The following is a 19,976-nucleotide window of genomic DNA, read 5'->3' as shown; positions in this document are numbered from 1 at the left end:
AAACACGATTATAAAACCGTGTTTTTAATAATTTTAATTAAATGCTGTTATTCTCTGTTTTTCACCATAATCCATCCGGAATATTTAACCGGGGTTTGCTTGCTGTTCGGTTCGTTCCAGCTAAGATCAAACCAGTAGTTTCCGGTAGATACTTTTTTGCCGCCTACAGCACCGTCCCATTTGTATCCGTTGGCTTTGTTTCCTTCGTGCATTTTGGTTCCGTATCTGTCATAGATATTGAAAACAAAATTTGGTTTGAAAGCCAATTCTGAATAATCCAGGATATCATTTACCCCGTCTCCGTTTGGTGTAATCACATTGATGAGGTTCGGAACTGTAATTTCTATATCAATAGGATCACAGTCATAAGCATCTTTTACATAAATCATACTGTTTCCTCTAGGAACATTGGTAAATACATTAGAATCCTGCCAGTTGATATTGTCTAAAGAATATTTGTAAGGAATAGTTCCTCCTGCTACGTTTGCCGTAACGGTATTGTTAGAAATATCAATGCTTGTGATAACAGGCTGCTCTGCCGGGTACACTTTTACCGTCTGCCTTGTTGTACAGGTTCCTGTTTCAAGATCCACCCAATAAGTTCCTGCGCTTACATTATTAATAGACTGAGTGGTAGCTCCTGTGCTCCATGTATATTTATTGAAGCCCGGGCCGGCGTCTAAAGTTGTAGTGTCTTCAATACAGATAATTTTATCTTCCAACACATTAGAATAAACCGGTGGAAGAACAACAAGGGTTACTTCAGCTACTCTGTAGCATCCGTTTGCATTGCTTACTTTAATGTAGACTACCCCGTTTGGAGCAATATAATTTACGGGATCAAGAATTTCGTTGGTTCCGTTGTTTGCATCAGTAGGAGAAGGATAGTATTGCTTAATTACTCCACTCTGCGTTGTTACCGGTGCCGTAGTCAAATTAAATAAACCTGTTGCCGGATTTTGCGGAATAAAGCAGGACCTTAAAGTGGCGTTGGTAACAACAGGGCTGTCAGAAACGGTTAACGTTAAAGTTACTTCTTCGCAGTCTACGAATTCCGGATCATTTCCACAGAATTTATAAACAATGGTATCTGTTCCGGTAAATCCGAAATTCGGGGTATAGCCAATCACTCCGTTTGGTTCTACGATTACCGTACCGTTTGCAGGAGGTGTTACTATTGTTACCGTGCTTGGTACGTAAGTTTGTGTAGAATTGGTAAACTCAGGAACAATGGCTTTGAAACCTTCGCAGACAGTCAATGATTTTGTAGACTGGTGAAGACACGTAAATACTTTATAAATAGGTGTTGTAGCCGGAAGACAAGATCCTACTGTGATTGTTACGGTGTAATTTCCTGCCACTGTGGGAGTATATGTATTAGAATTGGCCCCGGGAATAGGGTTTCCATTCAGGAACCACTGATACGTGTCGTAGCTGTCGTCCACTTCCAGAACAATTCCCGGAATACAGTTTCCCGTTTGCTTGGCAATTAGAGGGATGGATGAGAAACCTGCGAAATATCCGCCATATCCTGCGGAGCTGTATCCTCCATTTACCCCTGCTGTTACTGCTTTTGTTGAGGTAATGGTTACATTTCCTGTAATACCGGTAATGGCATAGGTAACCCATTGAGGATTTCCTGTAAGAGAATAAGGCCCCTGTGCAGCGGTAGGTGTTACACCATTTACTGTAACGGCAGCACCGACCTCAGTCAGAATATTAAGTTTTAAATTAATTGTAGACGTAATATTCGGCATTACATTGATTCTTCCGATCTCATCTATTTTTCTTGGTAAAAAACAGTTCAAAGGCGGGATATAATTGTAGCCGCCCGTATTATTTGCTGATCCTGCACCTACCAGCTGATAGAGGTAAACATTTTTAGTAGTTCTTATATACATGTTGAAATGGCCTCCACCCTGATCTTTGTATTCGTTAGCCAGAATTCTGTAATATTCTCCTTCGTCTATAGTCGCGATAGGTGTAGTGGCATCATTCAGGTAAATATCAGTATTATTTTCTGTACCAATGATGATTCCACCTTCCATGTTGGCACTGCTGGTGGAAATACTCTTTACCATAGCAAATTCATTCCCGAGACGGTCTGTAGGAACAGACTGGTCCATAATCAAATCGGCACCGTCTGAAGAAGTAGTGGTTGCATAAAATCCGTTTGCATTACCGTTGGTAACTGAAATAGGCTTTGTCGCCTCAATTTTAGCCCCGATGAAGCCGTCTCTGTTTACAGGAGTTGTTGTAGACAGGCCTGTAAGGATATAAGATTGTCCTTTGTTCAGGTTTACCGTTATAGAAAGTGGTGTAGGTGCGGGAATATTTACAAAAGAAATATTCGGGTCATAGCCAGAGATGGTAACTGTGGTATTATCCTCAGTTGCCAGGATTCCTGTGGTAAAGTTTTTATCCGAAGCTGGAACTGTAACAGGGGTAGCTGCGGCATAAAACTTTGTACCTATCCCTGCCTTTCCTTTGGAGGTGATAATTTCGCCGTGGGAACTTACTGCTGCTCTTAATGAAACAAAGTAAGGTCTGTCACCTTTTGTATAAACTCCCAGGCTAAGGGGCGTTGCCGCGCTGGATGCGCCTGTGGCACGGATAAGGTTTGCATTTAAAGCAAATGTTTGGGGAGCTCCTTTACTGATGGTGACGGTACCAATCACAGCATTATTGTTGTAGATGTCCACATCAAACGGAGTGGTAGCATCTGTAGAAAAATATAATACGTGATTGTAAACACCGCCCGTTGAAACATCATGGTAAGGGGCAAACCAATGGTCTGTGTCTCTTTGTGCAAAGAGGGTATTGAGTGATAGGCACGTCAATACTAAAGATAATAGAAATCTTTTCATAAATATGGAATTAGGATTGTTACAAAAATAGAAGAATTTTTTAACTAAACCTTTAAAATATCAATTAAAAGTACCCAAAGCGCAATAAAAAAGCCACGATTTCAAAATCGTGGCTCTAAAAAGATATTTAAAATTTTTAATCTATATTTTTTACTAAAATCCAACCGGTGTATTTGATTGGGGTTTTAGCTTTATTTGGTTCATTCCAGTTGATATGATACCAATACGTTCCGGTTACTAATTTTTTATCGTAATGTTTACCGTCCCATTTGTAGTTATTGAACTTATCACCTGTAAAGATTTTATTACCGTATCTGTCATAGATCACGAAGGTAAGATTGTCTTTGTAAGCTAATTCACTATAATCTATGAAATCATTTTTGTTATCTCCGTTTGGCGTAATTGCATTGATCAGGTTTGGTACAGTGATCTCTACAGAGATTGGTGTACAGTTGTAAAAATCTTTCACGTAGAATGTGTGCTGACCTCTTGTAAGACCTGTAAATAGATTAGAATCCTGCCAGTTTGTAGGAGAGTCTACTGCATACTGATAAGGTGCTTTTCCTCCTTCTACATGTACGGTAACCGTATTGTTAGAAATTTCAAGCTCTTTAATTACCGGATCCTGGGCTTTTTTAATGCTTACAAACTGCTTAACAAAACATCCATTGTCTTCCAGGATTACCCAATAATCACCTACAGATAAACCTTCAATTGATTGTGTTGTAGCACCAGTACTCCATTGGTAAGAAGCATAACCAGGGCCTGCATCAAGATTGGTTCTTCCGTCTACACAAATTATTTTGTCTACCAATAGAGGAGATCTCTTAGGAGGGATAACTTTTAAATTTATTTTAGCAATTGAATAACATCCGTTGCTATTGAATACTCTTACATACACCGCCTCGTTTCCTGAAATATAAGCCATAGCTTGAGGATTAAGGATTTCATTGGTGCCATTACTTGCATCTGTGAAGGTAGGGTAGTATTTTTTTGTAATTGGTGTTTCAGATGATACATCTGCAATTGTTAAATTAAAATTACCCTTTGTCTCATCAACTTCAGTGAAACACTCGCTCAGCGTGGCTTCATATACCACTGGTGAAGGGTAGAACTCTAATGTGATTTTTGCATTTCCTGTACATCCTTCATTAGTAGTTACTTTTACATATACAAATCCGGCTGCAGAAAGATAATTGTCCGGCTGCATAATTTGGTTTGTACCAGCATTAAGATCTGCCAGAGTAGGATAGAATTTCTTCGTTACAGGATTATAGTTAGTAACGATGGCTGTTGTAAGGTCAAAGAAACCTTTTCCGTCGTATTGACAAGCTTTAATGGTAGTATCTGTCAGGATGAAAGGAACTACATTTAAGTTTAAAGTTACGTGTTCGCAATCTACAAACTCCGGTGCATTCCCACAGAACTGATAAACAATAGTATCAGGCCCTAAATAACCAGGAGTAGGAATATAAGTGATCTGTCCTGTTGAAGGATTTATAGTAGCTGTTCCATGCGTAGGCTGTGTAAGGATTGTTACCGTACTTGCTACTGGAATCTGTGATGTAGGGAATGAGAAAGTAGGAGTAATTACCTTCGTTGCACAGGCATTCAGTGTAGCAGTGGTATTTGTAATACATGAAAATACTTTATAGATAGGAGTCGTAATAGGAGGACATGTTCCCATTGACACTTTTACCGTATAATTTCCTGCCTGTGTAGGAGTGTATGTATATTGAGTAGCTCCCGAAATGGCTACACCGTTCAGGAACCATTGGTATCCCTCATAGCTGTCATCCACTTCCAGAACAATTCCCGGTACACAGTCTCCCGATTTTTTTGCAATAACAGGAATCGAAGAGAATCCCGCAAAGTATCCTCCGTATCCTACAGCACCACTACCTCCTGCGATACCTGCCGTAACAGCTTTCGTGGAAGTTACGGTAACGTTTCCTGCAAGTCCCGGAATAGAATAAGATACCCAGGCAGTTGTTCCCTGAACAGGATATGGTCCCTGTGCGGCAGTAGGAGTGGTTACCGGTCCGCCATTCGCGCTATAGCTAACAGCAGCCCCTGCTTCTGTTAATATATTTAATTTTATATCAGGACTTGGGCTTCCGTTAAGGTCGTTGATATATGCAATTTCATCGATTTTTCTTGGTAAGAAACAGTTCAAAGGCGGGATGTAGTTGTATCCCAATGTTGCAATACTCGTTGCAAGACCTGCAAGAAGCTGGTAAACATATACATTTTTACTTGTTTTAATGTACATATTGTAATGTCCGTTCCCCTGATCAATGTAGTTGACGTTATTTGCCGGAGTTGCATTGTTCGGGCCGTTTACTCTGTAGAACTGTCCTTCGTTAAGGGTTGCTACTACCGGGCCTCCGTTGATCTGCACTTCCGTATTGTTTTCCGTAGCAATAATCAATGCATCTTCCATCTGCGCGGAAACATTTCCATTCCCTTTTACCAAGACGAATTCGTTTCCAAGCCTGTCAACAGGTACAGACTGGTCCATGATGATATCTGAGCTTCCTCCCACAGCGCCCCATGAAAACTGGCCGTTGAAGTTACCATTCGTTACAGAAATCGGTTTATCAGATTCTATTTTTGCTCCGATAAATCCAGTAGCGTTTCCGGAAATGTTTCCGCGTCCTTCTATAATGTAAGACTGTCCCTTATTAAGAGTGAAAGACATTGAAGGAGTTGTAGCTCCGGTGTTTCCGTTTGAAAATACGACTCCTGAAGAATACCCGGAAACTGTTACAACTGTATTGTTTTCCGTTGCCAGGATACCTGTCATAAAGTTATAAATACTGCCTCCGCCTACATCTGTAATAGGTGCAGCTGCTGCATAGAATTTTTTACCGATACCAGCTTTTCCTTTAGATACTAAAATCTCACCATGACTGGTAATTGAAACTCTCAAGTTGGCATAATAAGGTTTTGTTCCTTTTGTGTAAATACCTCTGGTGATGGGTGTAAAAAGGTCTGTCTGTGCAGTGGTAATCATACTGGCTCCGGCCGGAAGACCTGCTCCCTGCAAATCAAAAATCTGAGGACTTCCTTTACTGATCGTTACTGTACCAATGATAACATTGTTGTTGTAAATATCTACGTTGAAAGGCGTAGTAGAGTCAGTAGAGAAATAAATATCCTGAGCTAGTGAAAATGTAGAAGACCTTGCCATCATAGGGGCAAACCAGTGTTCTGTGTCTCTTTGTGCAAAGAGAGTATTAATCGTTAAAAAAACTAATACTAAGCTAAGTAGAAATCTTTTCATATAGTAGGAATTAGGATTTCTACAAATTTAATATAATATTTGAAATATTGTTAATAAAATGTGAAGAAAAATATAAAATTACTCCCGATTTTTAATTAATATCCATCCTGAGTATGAAACTGGTAATTTTGTGTCAGGTTCAATCCATCTTAGTAAATACCAATACGTTCCGGTAGTTAAAGGTCTTCCGTTTACTTTTCCGTCCCAGGTATAGTTTTTATCTGCAGCTCTGTAAACCATAGCTCCGTAGCGATCCACCACTTCTATAGAAACGTCCTGTTTTATTCTAAGATCAGAATAATTTAATATATCATTAAGGCCGTCGCCATTTGGGGTAATGGCATTGATAAGGTTTAATATTAAAAATTCTTTTCTTACCGGAGAACATCCGTCTGCACCCAAAACATACACGGTATGCATACCTCTTGATAAACCTGTGAATACATTAGAGGCTTGATAATCAATCCCGTTTAATGAATATTGATAAGGTGGAGTGCCTCCGGAAACAAAAACTGTTGCATTATATCCTGAAACTTCAATTTTATTAATAACGGGGGCCTGGGCAGTGGTCACGGTTACATTCTGGCGGTAAACACATCCGTTAAATCCTAAATCTACGTAATAGCTTCCGGCACCTACGGTTACAGTCTGGCTTGTAGCTCCTGTGCTCCATGTATATGAAGTAAAGCCCGGTCCCGGATCCAAAGTTACCACTTCGTTCTCACAAACTACCTGGTCATGCAGCTTATCTGATATCTTCGGAGTTTTTAAATTTATTGTTAAAACTCCTGTATTCGGGCATCCCGCTGCGCTGGTAAATCTGATGTAAAATGTAGCCGCCGAGGTGATATTCTGTACAGCCGGAATTGCATTTGTTCCAGCCTGCGCATTTGCTAAAGTAGTATGAAATGTTAAAATAATACCCGGATCTGCAGTAAATAAATTTTTATAATCATTAAGATTTACACTTTCTGAGCCGGAGATGTCATTATCACAAACATCTGTCGATGCAGTTCCTGTAAGCAGAGCGATTTTATTCCCGATTTTAAAGTTAATCTGGCCAAATACCGCAGGACAGCCTCCTGTAATGGCATCTACTCTTACATAAACAGTAGTATTGGCTGTATACGTCCAGTTAGCGGGCAATGTATTGGTGTTTCCTGCAGTAGCGTCTGTCTGGTTTAAATAATATCTCACATTAAAGCTTCCTGAACTCGTTACAATTACAGGTGTAATGCTTGAAAAATTAACATTGACAATACCATCAAAATTATCATCACAAAGTGTTGCATTAAAGTTGCCGGTATTAATATTCGGGGAAGGTGTTGTTGTTAAAACAATCTGAGCTGCTTTTGTACAGCCGTATTGGGAAGACACATTTGCGTAGATTGTTCCTGCCGGACCATTGTATGTCGTGGGAGATGCAACAGGCGCTCCGGAAAGAGCAGCGTTTGTAAAATATTGAACCGTAGTTCCTGAATCCGGAGAAAGACTTACTGAAGTCAGGTCAAAAGTGCCATTTCCGTTAGTATCCGCGCAAGATGTTAAAGTTCCGTTAGTGGTTTGTAAAACATCAATATTAATTATAATCTTAAAATATTCAAAATCAGCAGGGTTTCCGTTTCCTTCTGCATAATAAACAAATGTATCCGTAGCATCTGCCGTCAATCCGGGATTTGGAATGTAGGTAATTTGTCCTGTTGCAGGGTTTACTGTCGCGGTTCCTGATGTAGGTGCTGAAATAATGCTCGTATTTGAAGGAATAATAGCCTGTGTGGAAGTAGTAAATACAGGAGAAATTACTTTCGTATTACAAGATCCGATGGTATACGTTGTAGTTGTGATTGGCGGACAAAGGGTGTAATTATAACCTGCCGTAAGCTTGGATTCACAATTATTTTTTGTTACCAGACAAGTGTAAGTTCCCGCTCCGTACAATTCAGGATTGATGGAGTAGGAGGTCGCCCCGGGAATAGGATTTCCATTCAGATACCATTGGTATCCGTCGTAGGTGTTATCTACCTGCAATAAAATTCCTGTATAGCAGTCCCCTGTCTTCGAAATAGACGGAACTGATGAAAACCCTGCAAAATAACCTCCATAACCTACCGCACCGCTTCCAGCCGCAATTCCTGCAGTTACAGATTTTGTAGAGTTTACGGTAATTGTTCCCGAAACATTTGGTACAGAATAGGTTACCCAGTTTGGATTTCCGTTTACCACAAAAGGACCGTTGGCGGCAGCAATGGCTGCTCCGTTCAACGTTACGGCAGCTCCGGTTTGGGTAATGATGTTTAGTTTTGTGTTGTAGGTCTGGGTTCCGATCCTGTTGATAAACCCGATTTCATCAATTTTATTTGGCATAAAGCAGCTTAGCGGAGGGATGAAATTCATTCCGCCGGTAGGATATTCATTTCCTCCTGAAACGCCCGCCAATAATTGATATACATAGATATTTTTAGTGGCAGAAATGCCCATATTGTAATTGTCTATACCTCCCTGAAACACATAATTGCTGCTCGGAACCATATAATATTGTCCTGCATTTAGTGTAATCCCTGTGCCGGTACCATTGATGGTAAGCTGTGTATTGTCCTCGGTAGCGATGACTAAAGCGGTTTCCATTTCAGATGCAACAGAGCCGTTGCCTTTTACTACTACAAAGTCTTTTCCCAGTCTTTCTACCGGAACAGCCTGATCCATGAGAACATCATTATTGGTAAAATTTAAGCTTGTGTAGATCCCGTTAAAATTTCCGTTGGTGACCGAAATGGGTTTTGTAGCTACAATTTTTGCTCCTACCAGCCCGTTAAGATTGTAGAAGGAATCTGTACTTGCTGCATCTAATATGTAAGATTGTCCTTTATTTAAAGTAAAAGTTTTAGTAGGGCTTGAAGATCCGTCAGAAAAAACAACATTTGGGTTGTATCCGGAAACTACTACAGAAGTATTATCTTCCGTGGCTGTAATTCCTATCATGGCATTTACATAGTAAGCTGTACCTGTTATAGGAGCCATTCCTGCATAGAAGGTAGTTCCCAGACCGGCCAGTCCTTTGGAAGTGATGATTTCTGCATGGTTCTGAAGTGAGAACCTGTAATTCGCAAAGAATTTTTTTGGACCTTTCACATTCATTCCCATGGCATTAGGAGTAAAGAGGTCTCCGGGATTATCTGTAATCAGGAAGTAGTTGGGAATACTAACCTGAGCAGGATTTCCCTTGCTCACCTGTACTGTGGTGTAGAGTGTATTGTTATTATAAATCTGCACGGAAAACGGCGTGGTCTCATTAGTTGAAAGGTATAAATGTCCCTGAAGTCCCGTCATTCCTGCTTTTGCTGCCATCGGGGCAAACCAGTGGTCAGTATCAAGCTGTGCATTGAATAATAAGCAAAGAAAAGTACAAATAGTTAGTAGAAGTTTTTTCATGGTTATTGATAAGGGAAGCAAATGTAAGTATTAATAATCAAATTTTTAAACAAAAAATTCTGCTAAATTCTCGTTCATGTTTAAATTATTGAAAATTTAATTAAATTTTAATATTGGCTCGGATTTCATAATCCGGTGAAATAAAAAAATCCCGGTGAAAAAATCACCGGGATCTATTTTTAAAATCTGAAAAGATTATAAGCTTACTCTTACGAATCCAGTTACTTTAAGGTCTCCGTTTACAGACTTCACATAGTCAGCAACAGAAATGCTTCCGTCCTTAATGAAATCCTGGTGTACCAAAGTATTGTCTTTGTAGAATCTCTGCATTTTACCTTTCAGGATATTGTCGATAATGTTTGCAGGCTTACCTTCTTCAGTAAGTTTGTGTCTCTCGATTTCTAATTCTCTGTCGATAGTTTCCTGAGAAACAGCAGTTTCGTCAAGAGCGATCGGGTTCATAGCAGCAACCTGCATAGAAACAGCCTTAGCAGTTTCATCAGCTCCGTCTACTTTAGAAGAAAGGGCAGTGATAGCAGCGATTTTGTTTCCAGCGTGGATGTAAGCTCCTAAATAAGGACCTGTAATTCTTTCGAATGCACCGATCTCAATTTTTTCACCGATAACACCTGTCTGCTCTACTAATTTTTCAGCAACAGTGATTCCGTGGAAATCTGTAGCTAAAAGCTCCTCTTTTGTAGCAGCGAAGATCGCCATTTCAGCTAATTCGTAAGCCAGCTCAATGAAAGCTTCATTTTTAGCAACGAAGTCAGTTTCGCAGTTCAAAGAAATAATAGCACCTAAAGTGTTATCTTCGTTTACTCTTGCGATTACTGCACCTTCAGTAGACTCTCTGTCCGCTCTGTTAGCAGCAACTTTCTGTCCTTTTTTTCTAAGGATATCTACTGCTTTTTCGAAATCTCCTTCAGCTTCTACTAAAGCTTTCTTGCAGTCCATCATACCTGCACCCGTTTGGTTTCTCAATTTTGCTACGTCAGCAGCTACTGGTGTATAAGACATAATATCTATTATTTTTTTATTGTAAGATTAGTATTAATTTTTTGCTTAGTTTTAAAGCTGTGCAAAGATAATGATTTTAATGATAAACTAAAAAATGACTTTTTGCGTTATTTGTATATTTAATAAAATTTTAAACGTTTAGTTAATGAAAAAAATATTTCTCCTCATATTTTTATGTATTTTTACCTTGGGCTTTTCTCAAAAAAAGAAAAAAACAAAATCTAAAGCCATTGTAGAAAAAGAGACCGTGATCATCTATACGGAAGGCGATGCGGAAGCTACAAAAGAAGCCAGGGTAATTGCAGGATTTTTAAAGCAAAACCCCGGGCATGCCAAGACAGATTATTTTAAAAAGAAGCTGATCGCACTTATTATGGCAGATAATTCTCCCGAAGCCAAGCCTACCATCAAACCTCTGAGTGAAGATAAAGTGAAACAAATGGTTCTTGACAACAATACCCTGAACAGCTCCAAAACTATCGCTGCAAATACAGGCTCAGCAGCTCCGGAAAGAACCGTAAACTACGCAAGTGTAGCAGGAACCAGCAAAAAATCTACCGGTGCAAGCGAACAAAATAAAAGAACGGCAGCATTATTGACCCACATGTTTAATAATGATCCTATGGACAAAGAAGCTTACATTAATATTAAAAATAAATCTAAATGTAACCTCATTGTAAAAATAAGCGGTAAAAAATATTACAACCTTGATGTCCCGGCCAACGGACAAAACTTTTTGCTTGTAGACAAAGGTGAGTATGTTTTGACCACAATGGTTTGTGATGCCAAATATTCTTCCATAAAGAAGATTAATAAAGATATTGAGCTGGAATTAAATCTGAGGGAGGATTAAAATTAATATAGAAGAAAACCATCAAATTTTGATGGTTTTTTTATTTTGTTCTGTTGGGAAATTAAATAATTCTTTTATATCAATTTCTAAGGCCTTTGCTATCTCATTGGCAATTCCTATTGATGTATTTATTAGTCCTCTTTCAATTCGGCTTATTTGTGAATATTCAACATTTATTATATCTGCAAGAGTTTGCATACTCATACCTTTGGACTCTCTAATATTTCTTAGATTTTTCCCAAATAATATTATAAACTCTTTATCAATGCTTGCTCTCACAATACAAAGGTTGAGATTATAAAAAAAAATCATTATGGCATTTTTGCCATAATTAAATTTTTCTTTTATATTTGCAAATATCACTTCGGTGTGGATTATTAATTTTATATATTTACAACCTTAAAAAACAACAAAACAAATGAGTAAAAAAATTACTTTATGGCTGTCGTTTCTGGCAGTCTTTATACTAATGCTGCAATCCTGCAGGAACGACTATCTTAATGAACAGCATGAAGCTTATTACAACAGCAGTGCTTTCAAACTTACTTTAAAAACTATTTCTTTACAGGAAAGTAATCACTTTGATAAGCTTTCCACGGAACTGCAAAAAGCAGAACAAACTTTTAAGACACTCAAAACCAATATTTCCGGGAAAGTGGTGAGCTATGGAAACGGAGTTTCAATAGATACAGATGATGTGATCTATATTGAAAACGGTCCCGGGTTTCACACCTACACTTTTAGAATCAACAGGGAAAATGCTCCTGCTGATGCACCGGTAGAAAATTTAGTGTTAAGTCCTCTTTCAGACGGAACCTGGAAAGAAACTCTGATAACCTACACTCTTACCGAACAGGAAAAGCAGATCATGCTTTCGGGAGGAGCTGTAAACCTGCACGGGAAGATTTCTTATACTGTATTAGAAAATAACACCTACTCAACGGGAATAATGCAGAAAGATGACGGCTGCTACTGGCAGGTAAATTCTTATTATACGTGGTGTAGTGAAGGCTACCATAATCACGGAGAGCTTTCTACGGATGACGGAGGGCCCTGTAAAGCAGAAGCACAGTCTGTGCTGGTAATTTCCGCAGATTGGAAATGCCCAAGTGACGGAGGCGGTGCAGGCTCGGGAGCCGGCCCGGGAAATCCTACAGGAGATGGTGATAATGGCAGCTCAGACGGAGGTGGTACAGGCGACGGCTCTTCTCAGCCATGTGGTGGGAACGGGGTTCCTACACAACCGCAGTCACCTACCACAGAAATAGGGCAGAATGATTGTAATGACGGTACACCAACAGTACCCAATTTGGGAGGACACCCTAAGAATAATCCTTGTGAAAATGCAAAAAATCCTGTAAATAATGCGAATAATATTCTAAATACAGCCACAATATCCACGGAAATGAATGCATTGAAACAGTATGCTGCTAATGATCATTATGAGTATGGTACAGCAATTATTAATACTGGTACTACTGTAATTGCTCAAGATCCATATTCGAATAATGATCCTAATGACCCTGGACATGTTGGAATTACTGTGCCACCGGTAGGGGATTATCTTGCTTCAGCACATACGCACCCCAATCATGGGGCTGCTCCTCCATCTGTAAAAGATCTATATAATACGCTTGGTAATTCTAAAGAATATCTAACCTTTCAATCATCATTTGTTTTTAGCAGTAATGGAACAATATATGCTTTTGTAGTTACTGATAGAGAGAAGGCTATCGCATTTTTAGCGGCTTACCCGTTAGCAAATAATACTACGAATGAAGGAAGAATTTTTAATGATAGCTCAGCTGTAGGAAAAGATTTTTTGAATATATTAGAAAACTATATGGTGGGAAGGCTCCCTGCTTATTCAGGAAACAGTCAAGATGATGGTATTGAATCAGCTTATGCAAGTATTCTTGAAAAATATAATTCTGGTATTAATTTAGCGAAAATAGATTCAAATGGAAATTTAAAACCTCTTCGATCTGTTGCTTTTCAATATGAAATTCCAGCATCTGGCGGGAAAACAATAATTGGTTATAAAGCAGTACCTTGTCCCTAATATTAAAAAAATTATTATGAAACCAAAGAAAATATTTATACTTATTATCACAGTTCTTTTTTTTTCTCAATATAAATCACAGGCAAGTCAGCCTATTAATATAATAGATTATCCTAACTTCTATGATCAAACTATAAATAATTTAGATAATGTCATTCTTAATAAAACAAATTATTACAATCAACCTCTTTCTTTGTTCTTGCAAAAAATATCGCAAAGTAATTTGACAATACAATCTTATTATCCAGATAGCGGATTTTTGAGATTAATGTTTGTTGGTGATGTAGATACAAGATCAGAAATTAGAAAAAAAAATTATGCAAATCCTTACATTGACATATATTTTACTCAAACATTTGATTTTCAGCAAGCTTCTACAATTATTCAACAATACCATTGGTATTGGAATTCAGCAGCTGAGAATTTTTATAAAAATTTAATTATAAAGAAAATTGAGTTTTGGTATGTGAGAGGTTTGACAAACAAGAGTAATGATCCTAAATAATGAAACTTACATTCTTTTTTATAATTCTTTTTTGTGCTGAAAGTTGTAAAATAAAAAGCGAGTCAATTAATTATTATCTTTCTCCAGGAATAGAAAACATTAAAATATTTCCTGCGACTAAACATGATTCTGCAAAAATCCGAAAAATTGATTTATCAACTGAAGAGGCTTTAGAAAAATGTGAGAAAAATAAAAATTCAATCTGTATTGATGATAGAGGCATTATGACACTTCATGCAGAATTTCCAAAAGGAATTTCTAATTTTAGAACGGTATTGTTTAAAAAAATTAAAATCCCTAAAAATGCCAAAGAAGGAGAAAACCGGGTTCTTTTAACTATAGGTATAAAAGACAATCTAGAAAGCGTAAAATTGCTCAAATACACAGACAAAAAAATAAAGGATGCAATTGAAAATGTCTTTAAATTGGAAGACTTTAATACATGGAAATCTGCTAGAATCTTTGGCATCCCTGTAAAGGAACAATTTGAAATAAGTATTTTTGTAGAAAGAAAGATAAAGGATATTATAATAATAAAATGAAAAATAAATTTTTAAGCATATTTTTTTTGATACTGAGTCCTTTATACTTTTGCCAAAATATTATTAAGATAGAGTTTCATCACTCAAATGCGATGATTCTTTTTAAATCGGTAGACATTCTTTTTGAACCAATAAAAAATAATAAAAAAGAGAAAATAAAAATAAAAGTAAAAAAGGATAGAGGTGAAGAATATTTTTTAAAAATTCCGAAAGAAAAGTTTAGAGATATCTATAATGCTTGTATGAAAATAAAATTTGATACAGTTGCAGTCAGAAATATGATACATGGTTCAGCAAGCCGTATCTCATTATATGATGATTTAGGAAATAATAAGAGTTATTATGCGACTGGCTTAGGAAAAAGATCTAAAAATGATAAGTCTCAGAAAGATTTCTGGTACGCGACAAAATTAATTCTGAAAGCAGCAGATCTAAAAATGGAAGATTTAATAAGTTACAGATAAATAGAATTAAAAACCGGTTAAGAAATTTTCTTAACCGGTTTTATTTATCCTTTAAACTGTCCCATCGCAATGAATTTCTCCTGTCTCTGGGTTTCAAGTTCCTGTCCTGTAAATTTTGAAAACGCTTTGATATTCTGTAAAATAGAAGTTTTTAAGTTCAAAAACGTTGTTGCCGGGTCGTAATGTGCTCCGCCTAGCGGCTCCTCAATAATCCCATCAATGAATTTTTCTCTTAAAGCATCTTTCGGGGTAAGGTTCAATGCATTGGCTGCATCTTCCTTATGATCCCAGTTTCTCCAAAGGATGGATGAGCAGCTTTCCGGTGCGATTACGGTGTACCATGTGTTTTCCAACATATATACCTTATTTCCTACACCTATTCCTAATGCTCCGCCACTTGCTCCTTCACCGATGATATACGTGAAAATAGGAGTTTTAAGCTGAACCATTTCGAAAATATTTCTTGCAATAGCTTCACCCTGTCCTCTTTCTTCGGCTTCCAGACCAGGATAAGCTCCCGGTGTATCTACTAAAGTTACTACAGGAATCTGGAATTTTTCAGCAAGCTTCATTAGTCTCAAAGCCTTTCTGTATCCTTCAGGATTTGGCATCCCGAATCTTCTGTGCTGTCTTTCCTTAGTTGTTCTTCCTTTTTGAGTTCCTATGATCATTACTTTATGACCATCAAGAGTGGCTAAACCGCCAATCATTGCAGGGTCGTCTGCGAAATTTCTGTCTCCGTGAAGTTCCAGGAAGCTTCCTTTATCTACCATTCCGCTGATATAATCAAGGGTATAAGGACGGTCCGGATGACGCGATAGTTGTACTCTTTGCCAAGGCGTAAGATTAGAATAGATTTCTTTTTTCTTTTCTATGATCTTATCCTCTATCTGGCTACATGCTAATTTTACATCAACACCACTTTCTTCTCCTACCAAAGAACAAGTCTGAAGTTGATCCATCAGTTCTTTTATAGGAAGTTCGAAACTTAAATATTCCATTTCTTGAAGTAAATTAAATCTTTCAAATTTATGAAAAATTATCAAAAACTATTTAAAATTATTGATCGCATTGTTTATTCTGGAGGTAGTTTCCTCTCTTCCAAGAAGTTCCATGATGTCCGGGACGTCAGGGCCTTTCAGTTCGCCCACTAATGCGAGACGTAAAGGCATCATCACTTTACCCATTCCCAAACCTTTTTCCTCAGCCAGATCATGCATGGTTTGCTTTACAGCTTCAGCCTTAAAATCCACAGATTCCAGTTTTGAAGCCAAATCACCTAAAATGCCTGAAGTTTCTTCGTTCCAAGCTTTTTTTGATGCTTTTTCATCATAATAAGTGGGTGCTTCGAAGAAAAATTTACCGTTTTCATAGATGTCTTTCGGGAACGTTGCTCGTTCTTTCATCAGGTGAATTATTTTTAACAGTTTTTCGTCAGAAAGTGTTAAGTTTAAATCTGATTTTTTTAAAATTTGCAGCAATTCTTCATCGGATTTCATCTGAATATACTGATGGTTAAACCATTCTGCTTTTTCTTTACTGAATCTTGCCCCGGCTTTATGAACTTTATTTAAGTCAAATTCTTTTGCCATTTCATCCAACGATAGGATTTCTTTGTCATCAGCAGGAGACCAGCCTAGAAGTGCCACCATATTGATGAAAGCTTCAGGAAGATAACCGCTTTCTCTATATCCCTGGGAAACATTTCCTGTTGCAGGATCTGTAAAGTTTAAAGGAAATACAGGGAATCCGAATTTATCACCGTCTCTTTTGCTTAATTTGCCTTTTCCTTCAGGTTTTAGAATCAAAGAAAGGTGCGCAAACTGTGGCGCTTCCCAACCCATTGCTTCATATAATAAAGTATGCAGGCCTAAGGATGGCAGCCATTCTTCACCACGGATCACGTGGGAAATTTCCATTTCATGATCATCGATGATGTTGGCGAAATGGTAAGTCGGCATTCCGTCATTTTTAACCAAGACTTTATCATCTAAAGTATTAGTATTCACAGAAAATTTTCCTCGGATAATGTCTTCAAGATTCAATGTTCTGTCAACAGGCATTTTGAATCTCACCACGTATGGTGTTTTTTCATCCAGTAATTTCTTAACCTCCTCTTCAGAAAATGCAAGGCTGTTTCTAAGCTGGTTTCTGGTTTTGTTATCATACGAAAATACATCACCTCTTGCTTCATATTCGGCGCGGATGGTGTCTAATTCTTCGGCCGTATCAAAAGCGATGTAAGCATAGTCCGTTTTCAGGATCTGCTCTGTATATCTGTCGTAAATATCTCTTCTTTCCGATTGTCTGTATGGAGCGAATTTTCCTCCTTTTTTAGGGCTTTCATCCGCAATGATCCCGCACCATTCCAAAGCTTCTTCGATGTACTCTTCTGCACCTTCCACATATCTTGCAGTGTCTGTATCTTCTATTCTTAATACAAATTCACCTCCCTGGTTTTTAGCAAAAAGATAATCATATAATGCGGTTCTTACGCCTCCCAAATGTAAAGGTCCGGTAGGACTTGGAGCAAAACGTACTCTTACTTTCTCCATTTCAATTAAAATTTTGATGCAAATTTACTTAAATTATGTGTTTTAAGGATGATTAATGTTCGGGTTATTGGCTTTTTTGTTTTGAATTTCTACATTTGTATATATAAAAAGTAAATTATGTTAGAAATAGGCGAAAGACCGTGGGGAAAATATTATGTTTTGGCAGATGAACCGAATTATAAACTTAAAAGAATTGAGGTAAATCCCGGGCAAAAACTATCTTACCAATACCACCACAAAAGACAGGAGCAGTGGACCATCATAGAAGGTGATGCTACCGTAGTTCTTGATGATAAGGAAATTAACCTAAAATATGGGGAAAGCATCTTCATCCCGCTTGGTGCTAAACATAGAATGATGAATCTTTCTGACAAGCCTGTTGTTTTCATTGAAGTTCAGACGGGAACATATTTCGGGGAAGACGATATTGTGAGAATAGAGGATGATTATGACAGAAATTAATTAATAATTTTTTCATCAATAAGATTTAAACAGTAAGAATCATATGATTTTTACTGTTTTTTTTATCTTAATATTTACATTTGTATTTTCTAAGAAATAATTAGGAACCTAAAATAAGACATGGATAATACGATTTCGCTTTTAATAGGATTAAAAAACAATCTGGAATATTCTAAAAGTTGTTATTACTCAATAAGAAAAAATTATCCTGTTGCTGAAATTGTTTTTGTAAGCTTCGGAAGCTCAGACGGAACAGATGAATGGCTAGACAGCCTGCAGGACGACAATCTTGTCTATTTTACGAGCCGCGAAGAAAAAACACTGTCCGACACTTACAATAAAGCTATAGAGATTTCTACCAAAGATTATGTATGCTTTTTACATAATGATATGGTTATCGGCAAAAATTTTTTAGCAGAAATTGGAAACTCGCTGGAAAAACATAATCTTGTTTATTATAAAGTAATAGAACCTCCTATTTTTGCTGCAGACAAAAGACTTTGGAAAGAAATTCAGGACTTTGGGAATGATTTTGAAACCTTCAGATTTGATGATTTTTTTCAATTTGAAAACGAGCAGAAAAAGCAGGAGGGTGCTTTTACAGAAGATGTAAGTTTTTTTCTGGCCGCCAAAAAAGAAATTCTTTTAAAAATAAACGGTCTGGATCCGCTTTTCAGACCAATGTTTTGTGAAGATGATGATCTGATTTTAAGATTGAGAATGTCGGGTGAAAAAACCTATGTTTGTCCAAACGCAATGGTGTATCATTTTGTAAGCAAAACATCCAGGTTTTCCGAAGAATTTCAGAATAAGACAAAAAAAATAGAGGAAAATTCACTGCGTAATTTTATCAGGAAATGGGGATTCATGAATCAGTCTAAGGTAAAAAAGAAACATAATATCGGGCTTATTCTGGAAAACCCTAATGAAGAAGCTGTGAAAACGCTGGAAATATTTGCAGATCACCTGTATTCTGATTTTAATGCAGATCAATACATTGAAACAGAACAAAAAAACACGATATTTAATTTAAAAGAAAGGTTCAGGGCCAAAAGTGAAGATATTTCGGATGATATTGTAATAACGTTTGATGCGAGAAAACTTTCTGAGAAAAATCTGTATACCTTTAGAAATCTTGCAGAGATTATTGAAGAATTTAAAAGCTCAAAAAAGAATATATTTCAGAAGATTTTTGGAAAAGAAAATGTCTTTAAAATCAATAATCTGAAAATAGAAATCGTGAATGACAGGTCTCATGAAAAACAATTAATAATCAGAAAATAATGCTTGATTTTTTTAAACCGATTACCATCACTTACGGAATCACAGTTTGCAATGAACACAGGGAGCTAAAGGTTCTTCTTGATATGCTGCTGCCGCTCATTGATAAGAATGATGAAGTGCTTGTGCTTCGGGATATGACAAATCCGGACCATAAAGTGGGGGAGCTGCTGGAACAGTATCAATCTAAAGTAAAAATAATTGAAGCTAAGCTTAACGGAGATTTTGCGACTTTCAAAAATAAGCTGATAGAAAATTCAAAATGCAGGTATCTTTTTCAGATTGATGCTGATGAATATCCTACAGAACATTTTATTAAAACATTAAAACCTTATCTGAAAAAGGAAAAAAGTGTAGAAATATTTTTTGTTCCGCGAATCAATATTGTTGAAGGGATTACGGAAGAATATGTAAAGGAGATGGGCTGGAGCATAAATGAAGAAGGTTATATCAATTTTCCCGACTATCAGGCGAGAATCATTAAAAATAACAAGAAAATTTTCTGGAAAAATAAGGTGCATGAAGTCCTGTACGGAAATAAAAATTTCACGGAAGTACCTAAAGATTATAATTTGTCCTTAATTCACAAAAAGAATTTCGAAAAACAGAAAAAGCAGAATGATTTCTACGAAACACTGGAAGATTAATTA

At 37.2% G+C, this 19,976-nt stretch carries 15 protein-coding genes; 8 read left to right on the top strand and 7 right to left on the bottom strand.

The window, feature by feature from the left end; all coding sequences use genetic code 11:
- Positions 1–47: 47 nt before the first annotated feature.
- From H560_RS0117430 to tsf, 4 genes are all read right to left on the bottom strand, one after another.
- Entirely contained in the window at positions 48–2,867 is a 2,820-nt protein-coding gene (locus H560_RS0117430; RefSeq protein ID WP_027381180.1) for a T9SS type B sorting domain-containing protein, read from the bottom strand.
- A gap of 136 nt (positions 2,868–3,003) precedes the next feature.
- On the bottom strand, positions 3,004–6,153 hold the full coding sequence (locus H560_RS0117425) for a T9SS type B sorting domain-containing protein (RefSeq protein ID WP_027381179.1): 3,150 nt from the start codon (positions 6,151–6,153) through the stop codon (positions 3,004–3,006).
- 78 nt (positions 6,154–6,231) lie between these two features.
- Positions 6,232–9,582 (bottom strand): T9SS type B sorting domain-containing protein, encoded by a 3,351-nt coding sequence (locus H560_RS0117420; protein ID WP_027381178.1) that lies wholly within the window; start codon positions 9,580–9,582, stop codon positions 6,232–6,234.
- A 195-nt stretch (positions 9,583–9,777) separates the two neighbouring features.
- Complete coding sequence (gene tsf / locus H560_RS0117415; RefSeq protein ID WP_027381177.1) at positions 9,778–10,602, bottom strand: translation elongation factor Ts; 825 nt, start codon at positions 10,600–10,602, stop codon at positions 9,778–9,780.
- Positions 10,603–10,747: 145 nt separating this feature from the next.
- Here tsf and H560_RS0117410 point away from each other — a divergent pair, with 145 nt between their 5' ends.
- Positions 10,748–11,455, top strand: coding sequence for a DUF6759 domain-containing protein (locus H560_RS0117410; protein ID WP_027381176.1), 708 nt, complete (start codon positions 10,748–10,750; stop codon positions 11,453–11,455).
- 21 nt (positions 11,456–11,476) lie between these two features.
- Here H560_RS0117410 and H560_RS0117405 read toward each other — a convergent pair whose 3' ends face one another.
- Positions 11,477–11,734 (bottom strand): helix-turn-helix domain-containing protein, encoded by a 258-nt coding sequence (locus H560_RS0117405; RefSeq protein WP_027381175.1) that lies wholly within the window; start codon positions 11,732–11,734, stop codon positions 11,477–11,479.
- A 139-nt stretch (positions 11,735–11,873) separates the two neighbouring features.
- Here H560_RS0117405 and H560_RS0117400 point away from each other — a divergent pair, with 139 nt between their 5' ends.
- From H560_RS0117400 to H560_RS0117385, 4 genes are read left to right on the top strand one after another with little or no spacing between them, the layout of a single operon-like run.
- Positions 11,874–13,517 carry a hypothetical protein gene (locus H560_RS0117400; RefSeq protein ID WP_155845035.1) on the top strand — a complete coding sequence of 548 codons (1,644 nt, stop codon included), beginning with the start codon at positions 11,874–11,876 and terminating at the stop codon, positions 13,515–13,517.
- A 16-nt stretch (positions 13,518–13,533) separates the two neighbouring features.
- Entirely contained in the window at positions 13,534–14,022 is a 489-nt protein-coding gene (locus H560_RS0117395; protein ID WP_027381173.1) for a hypothetical protein, read from the top strand.
- On the top strand, positions 14,022–14,564 hold the full coding sequence (locus H560_RS0117390) for a hypothetical protein (RefSeq protein ID WP_027381172.1): 543 nt from the start codon (positions 14,022–14,024) through the stop codon (positions 14,562–14,564). Before H560_RS0117395 ends, H560_RS0117390 begins: the two co-directional genes overlap by 1 nt.
- Complete coding sequence (locus H560_RS0117385; protein ID WP_027381171.1) at positions 14,561–15,028, top strand: hypothetical protein; 468 nt, start codon at positions 14,561–14,563, stop codon at positions 15,026–15,028. The genes H560_RS0117390 and H560_RS0117385 overlap by 4 nt, the downstream gene beginning before the upstream one ends.
- Positions 15,029–15,072: 44 nt before the next feature.
- Here the strand turns inward: H560_RS0117385 and H560_RS0117380 are convergent, their stop codons facing one another.
- The gene (locus H560_RS0117380) at positions 15,073–16,029 is read right to left on the bottom strand and encodes an acetyl-CoA carboxylase carboxyltransferase subunit alpha (RefSeq protein WP_027381170.1); all 957 of its coding nucleotides are present in this window, start codon (positions 16,027–16,029) and stop codon (positions 15,073–15,075) included.
- Between the two features lie 48 nt (positions 16,030–16,077).
- Positions 16,078–17,583: a glutamate--tRNA ligase gene (gene gltX / locus H560_RS0117375; RefSeq protein ID WP_027381169.1), complete on the bottom strand. Its 1,506-nt coding sequence runs from the start codon at positions 17,581–17,583 to the stop codon at positions 16,078–16,080.
- 117 nt (positions 17,584–17,700) lie between these two features.
- Between gltX and H560_RS0117370 the strand changes: the two genes are divergently transcribed.
- From H560_RS0117370 to H560_RS0117360, 3 genes are all read left to right on the top strand, one after another.
- A complete protein-coding gene (locus H560_RS0117370; protein WP_027381168.1) occupies positions 17,701–18,045 on the top strand; it encodes a phosphomannose isomerase type II C-terminal cupin domain in 345 nt (114 codons plus the stop codon).
- A 120-nt stretch (positions 18,046–18,165) separates the two neighbouring features.
- Positions 18,166–19,329 (top strand): glycosyltransferase family 2 protein, encoded by a 1,164-nt coding sequence (locus H560_RS0117365; protein WP_027381167.1) that lies wholly within the window; start codon positions 18,166–18,168, stop codon positions 19,327–19,329.
- Positions 19,329–19,973 (top strand): glycosyltransferase, encoded by a 645-nt coding sequence (locus tag H560_RS0117360; RefSeq protein WP_027381166.1) that lies wholly within the window; start codon positions 19,329–19,331, stop codon positions 19,971–19,973. Before H560_RS0117365 ends, H560_RS0117360 begins: the two co-directional genes overlap by 1 nt.
- Positions 19,974–19,976: the final 3 nt, after the last annotated feature.

Source organism: Chryseobacterium daeguense DSM 19388 (genome assembly GCF_000430825.1).
Taxonomy (GTDB): Bacteria; Bacteroidota; Bacteroidia; order Flavobacteriales; family Weeksellaceae; genus Chryseobacterium; species Chryseobacterium daeguense.
Note: the sequence above shows the minus strand (reverse complement) of the source record. Positions and strands in the feature narration are given on the sequence as shown.

Coding starts and splice junctions, on each gene's coding strand:
- H560_RS0117430 (WP_027381180.1), bottom strand. CDS start 2,867: ATGAAAAGATTTCTATTATCTTTAGTATTGACGTGCCTATCACTCAAT.
- H560_RS0117425 (WP_027381179.1), bottom strand. CDS start 6,153: ATGAAAAGATTTCTACTTAGCTTAGTATTAGTTTTTTTAACGATTAAT.
- H560_RS0117420 (WP_027381178.1), bottom strand. CDS start 9,582: ATGAAAAAACTTCTACTAACTATTTGTACTTTTCTTTGCTTATTATTC.
- tsf (WP_027381177.1), bottom strand. CDS start 10,602: ATGTCTTATACACCAGTAGCTGCTGACGTAGCAAAATTGAGAAACCAA.
- H560_RS0117410 (WP_027381176.1), top strand. CDS start 10,748: ATGAAAAAAATATTTCTCCTCATATTTTTATGTATTTTTACCTTGGGC.
- H560_RS0117400 (WP_155845035.1), top strand. CDS start 11,874: ATGAGTAAAAAAATTACTTTATGGCTGTCGTTTCTGGCAGTCTTTATA.
- H560_RS0117395 (WP_027381173.1), top strand. CDS start 13,534: ATGAAACCAAAGAAAATATTTATACTTATTATCACAGTTCTTTTTTTT.
- H560_RS0117390 (WP_027381172.1), top strand. CDS start 14,022: ATGAAACTTACATTCTTTTTTATAATTCTTTTTTGTGCTGAAAGTTGT.
- H560_RS0117385 (WP_027381171.1), top strand. CDS start 14,561: ATGAAAAATAAATTTTTAAGCATATTTTTTTTGATACTGAGTCCTTTA.
- H560_RS0117380 (WP_027381170.1), bottom strand. CDS start 16,029: ATGGAATATTTAAGTTTCGAACTTCCTATAAAAGAACTGATGGATCAA.
- gltX (WP_027381169.1), bottom strand. CDS start 17,583: ATGGAGAAAGTAAGAGTACGTTTTGCTCCAAGTCCTACCGGACCTTTA.
- H560_RS0117370 (WP_027381168.1), top strand. CDS start 17,701: ATGTTAGAAATAGGCGAAAGACCGTGGGGAAAATATTATGTTTTGGCA.
- H560_RS0117365 (WP_027381167.1), top strand. CDS start 18,166: ATGGATAATACGATTTCGCTTTTAATAGGATTAAAAAACAATCTGGAA.
- H560_RS0117360 (WP_027381166.1), top strand. CDS start 19,329: ATGCTTGATTTTTTTAAACCGATTACCATCACTTACGGAATCACAGTT.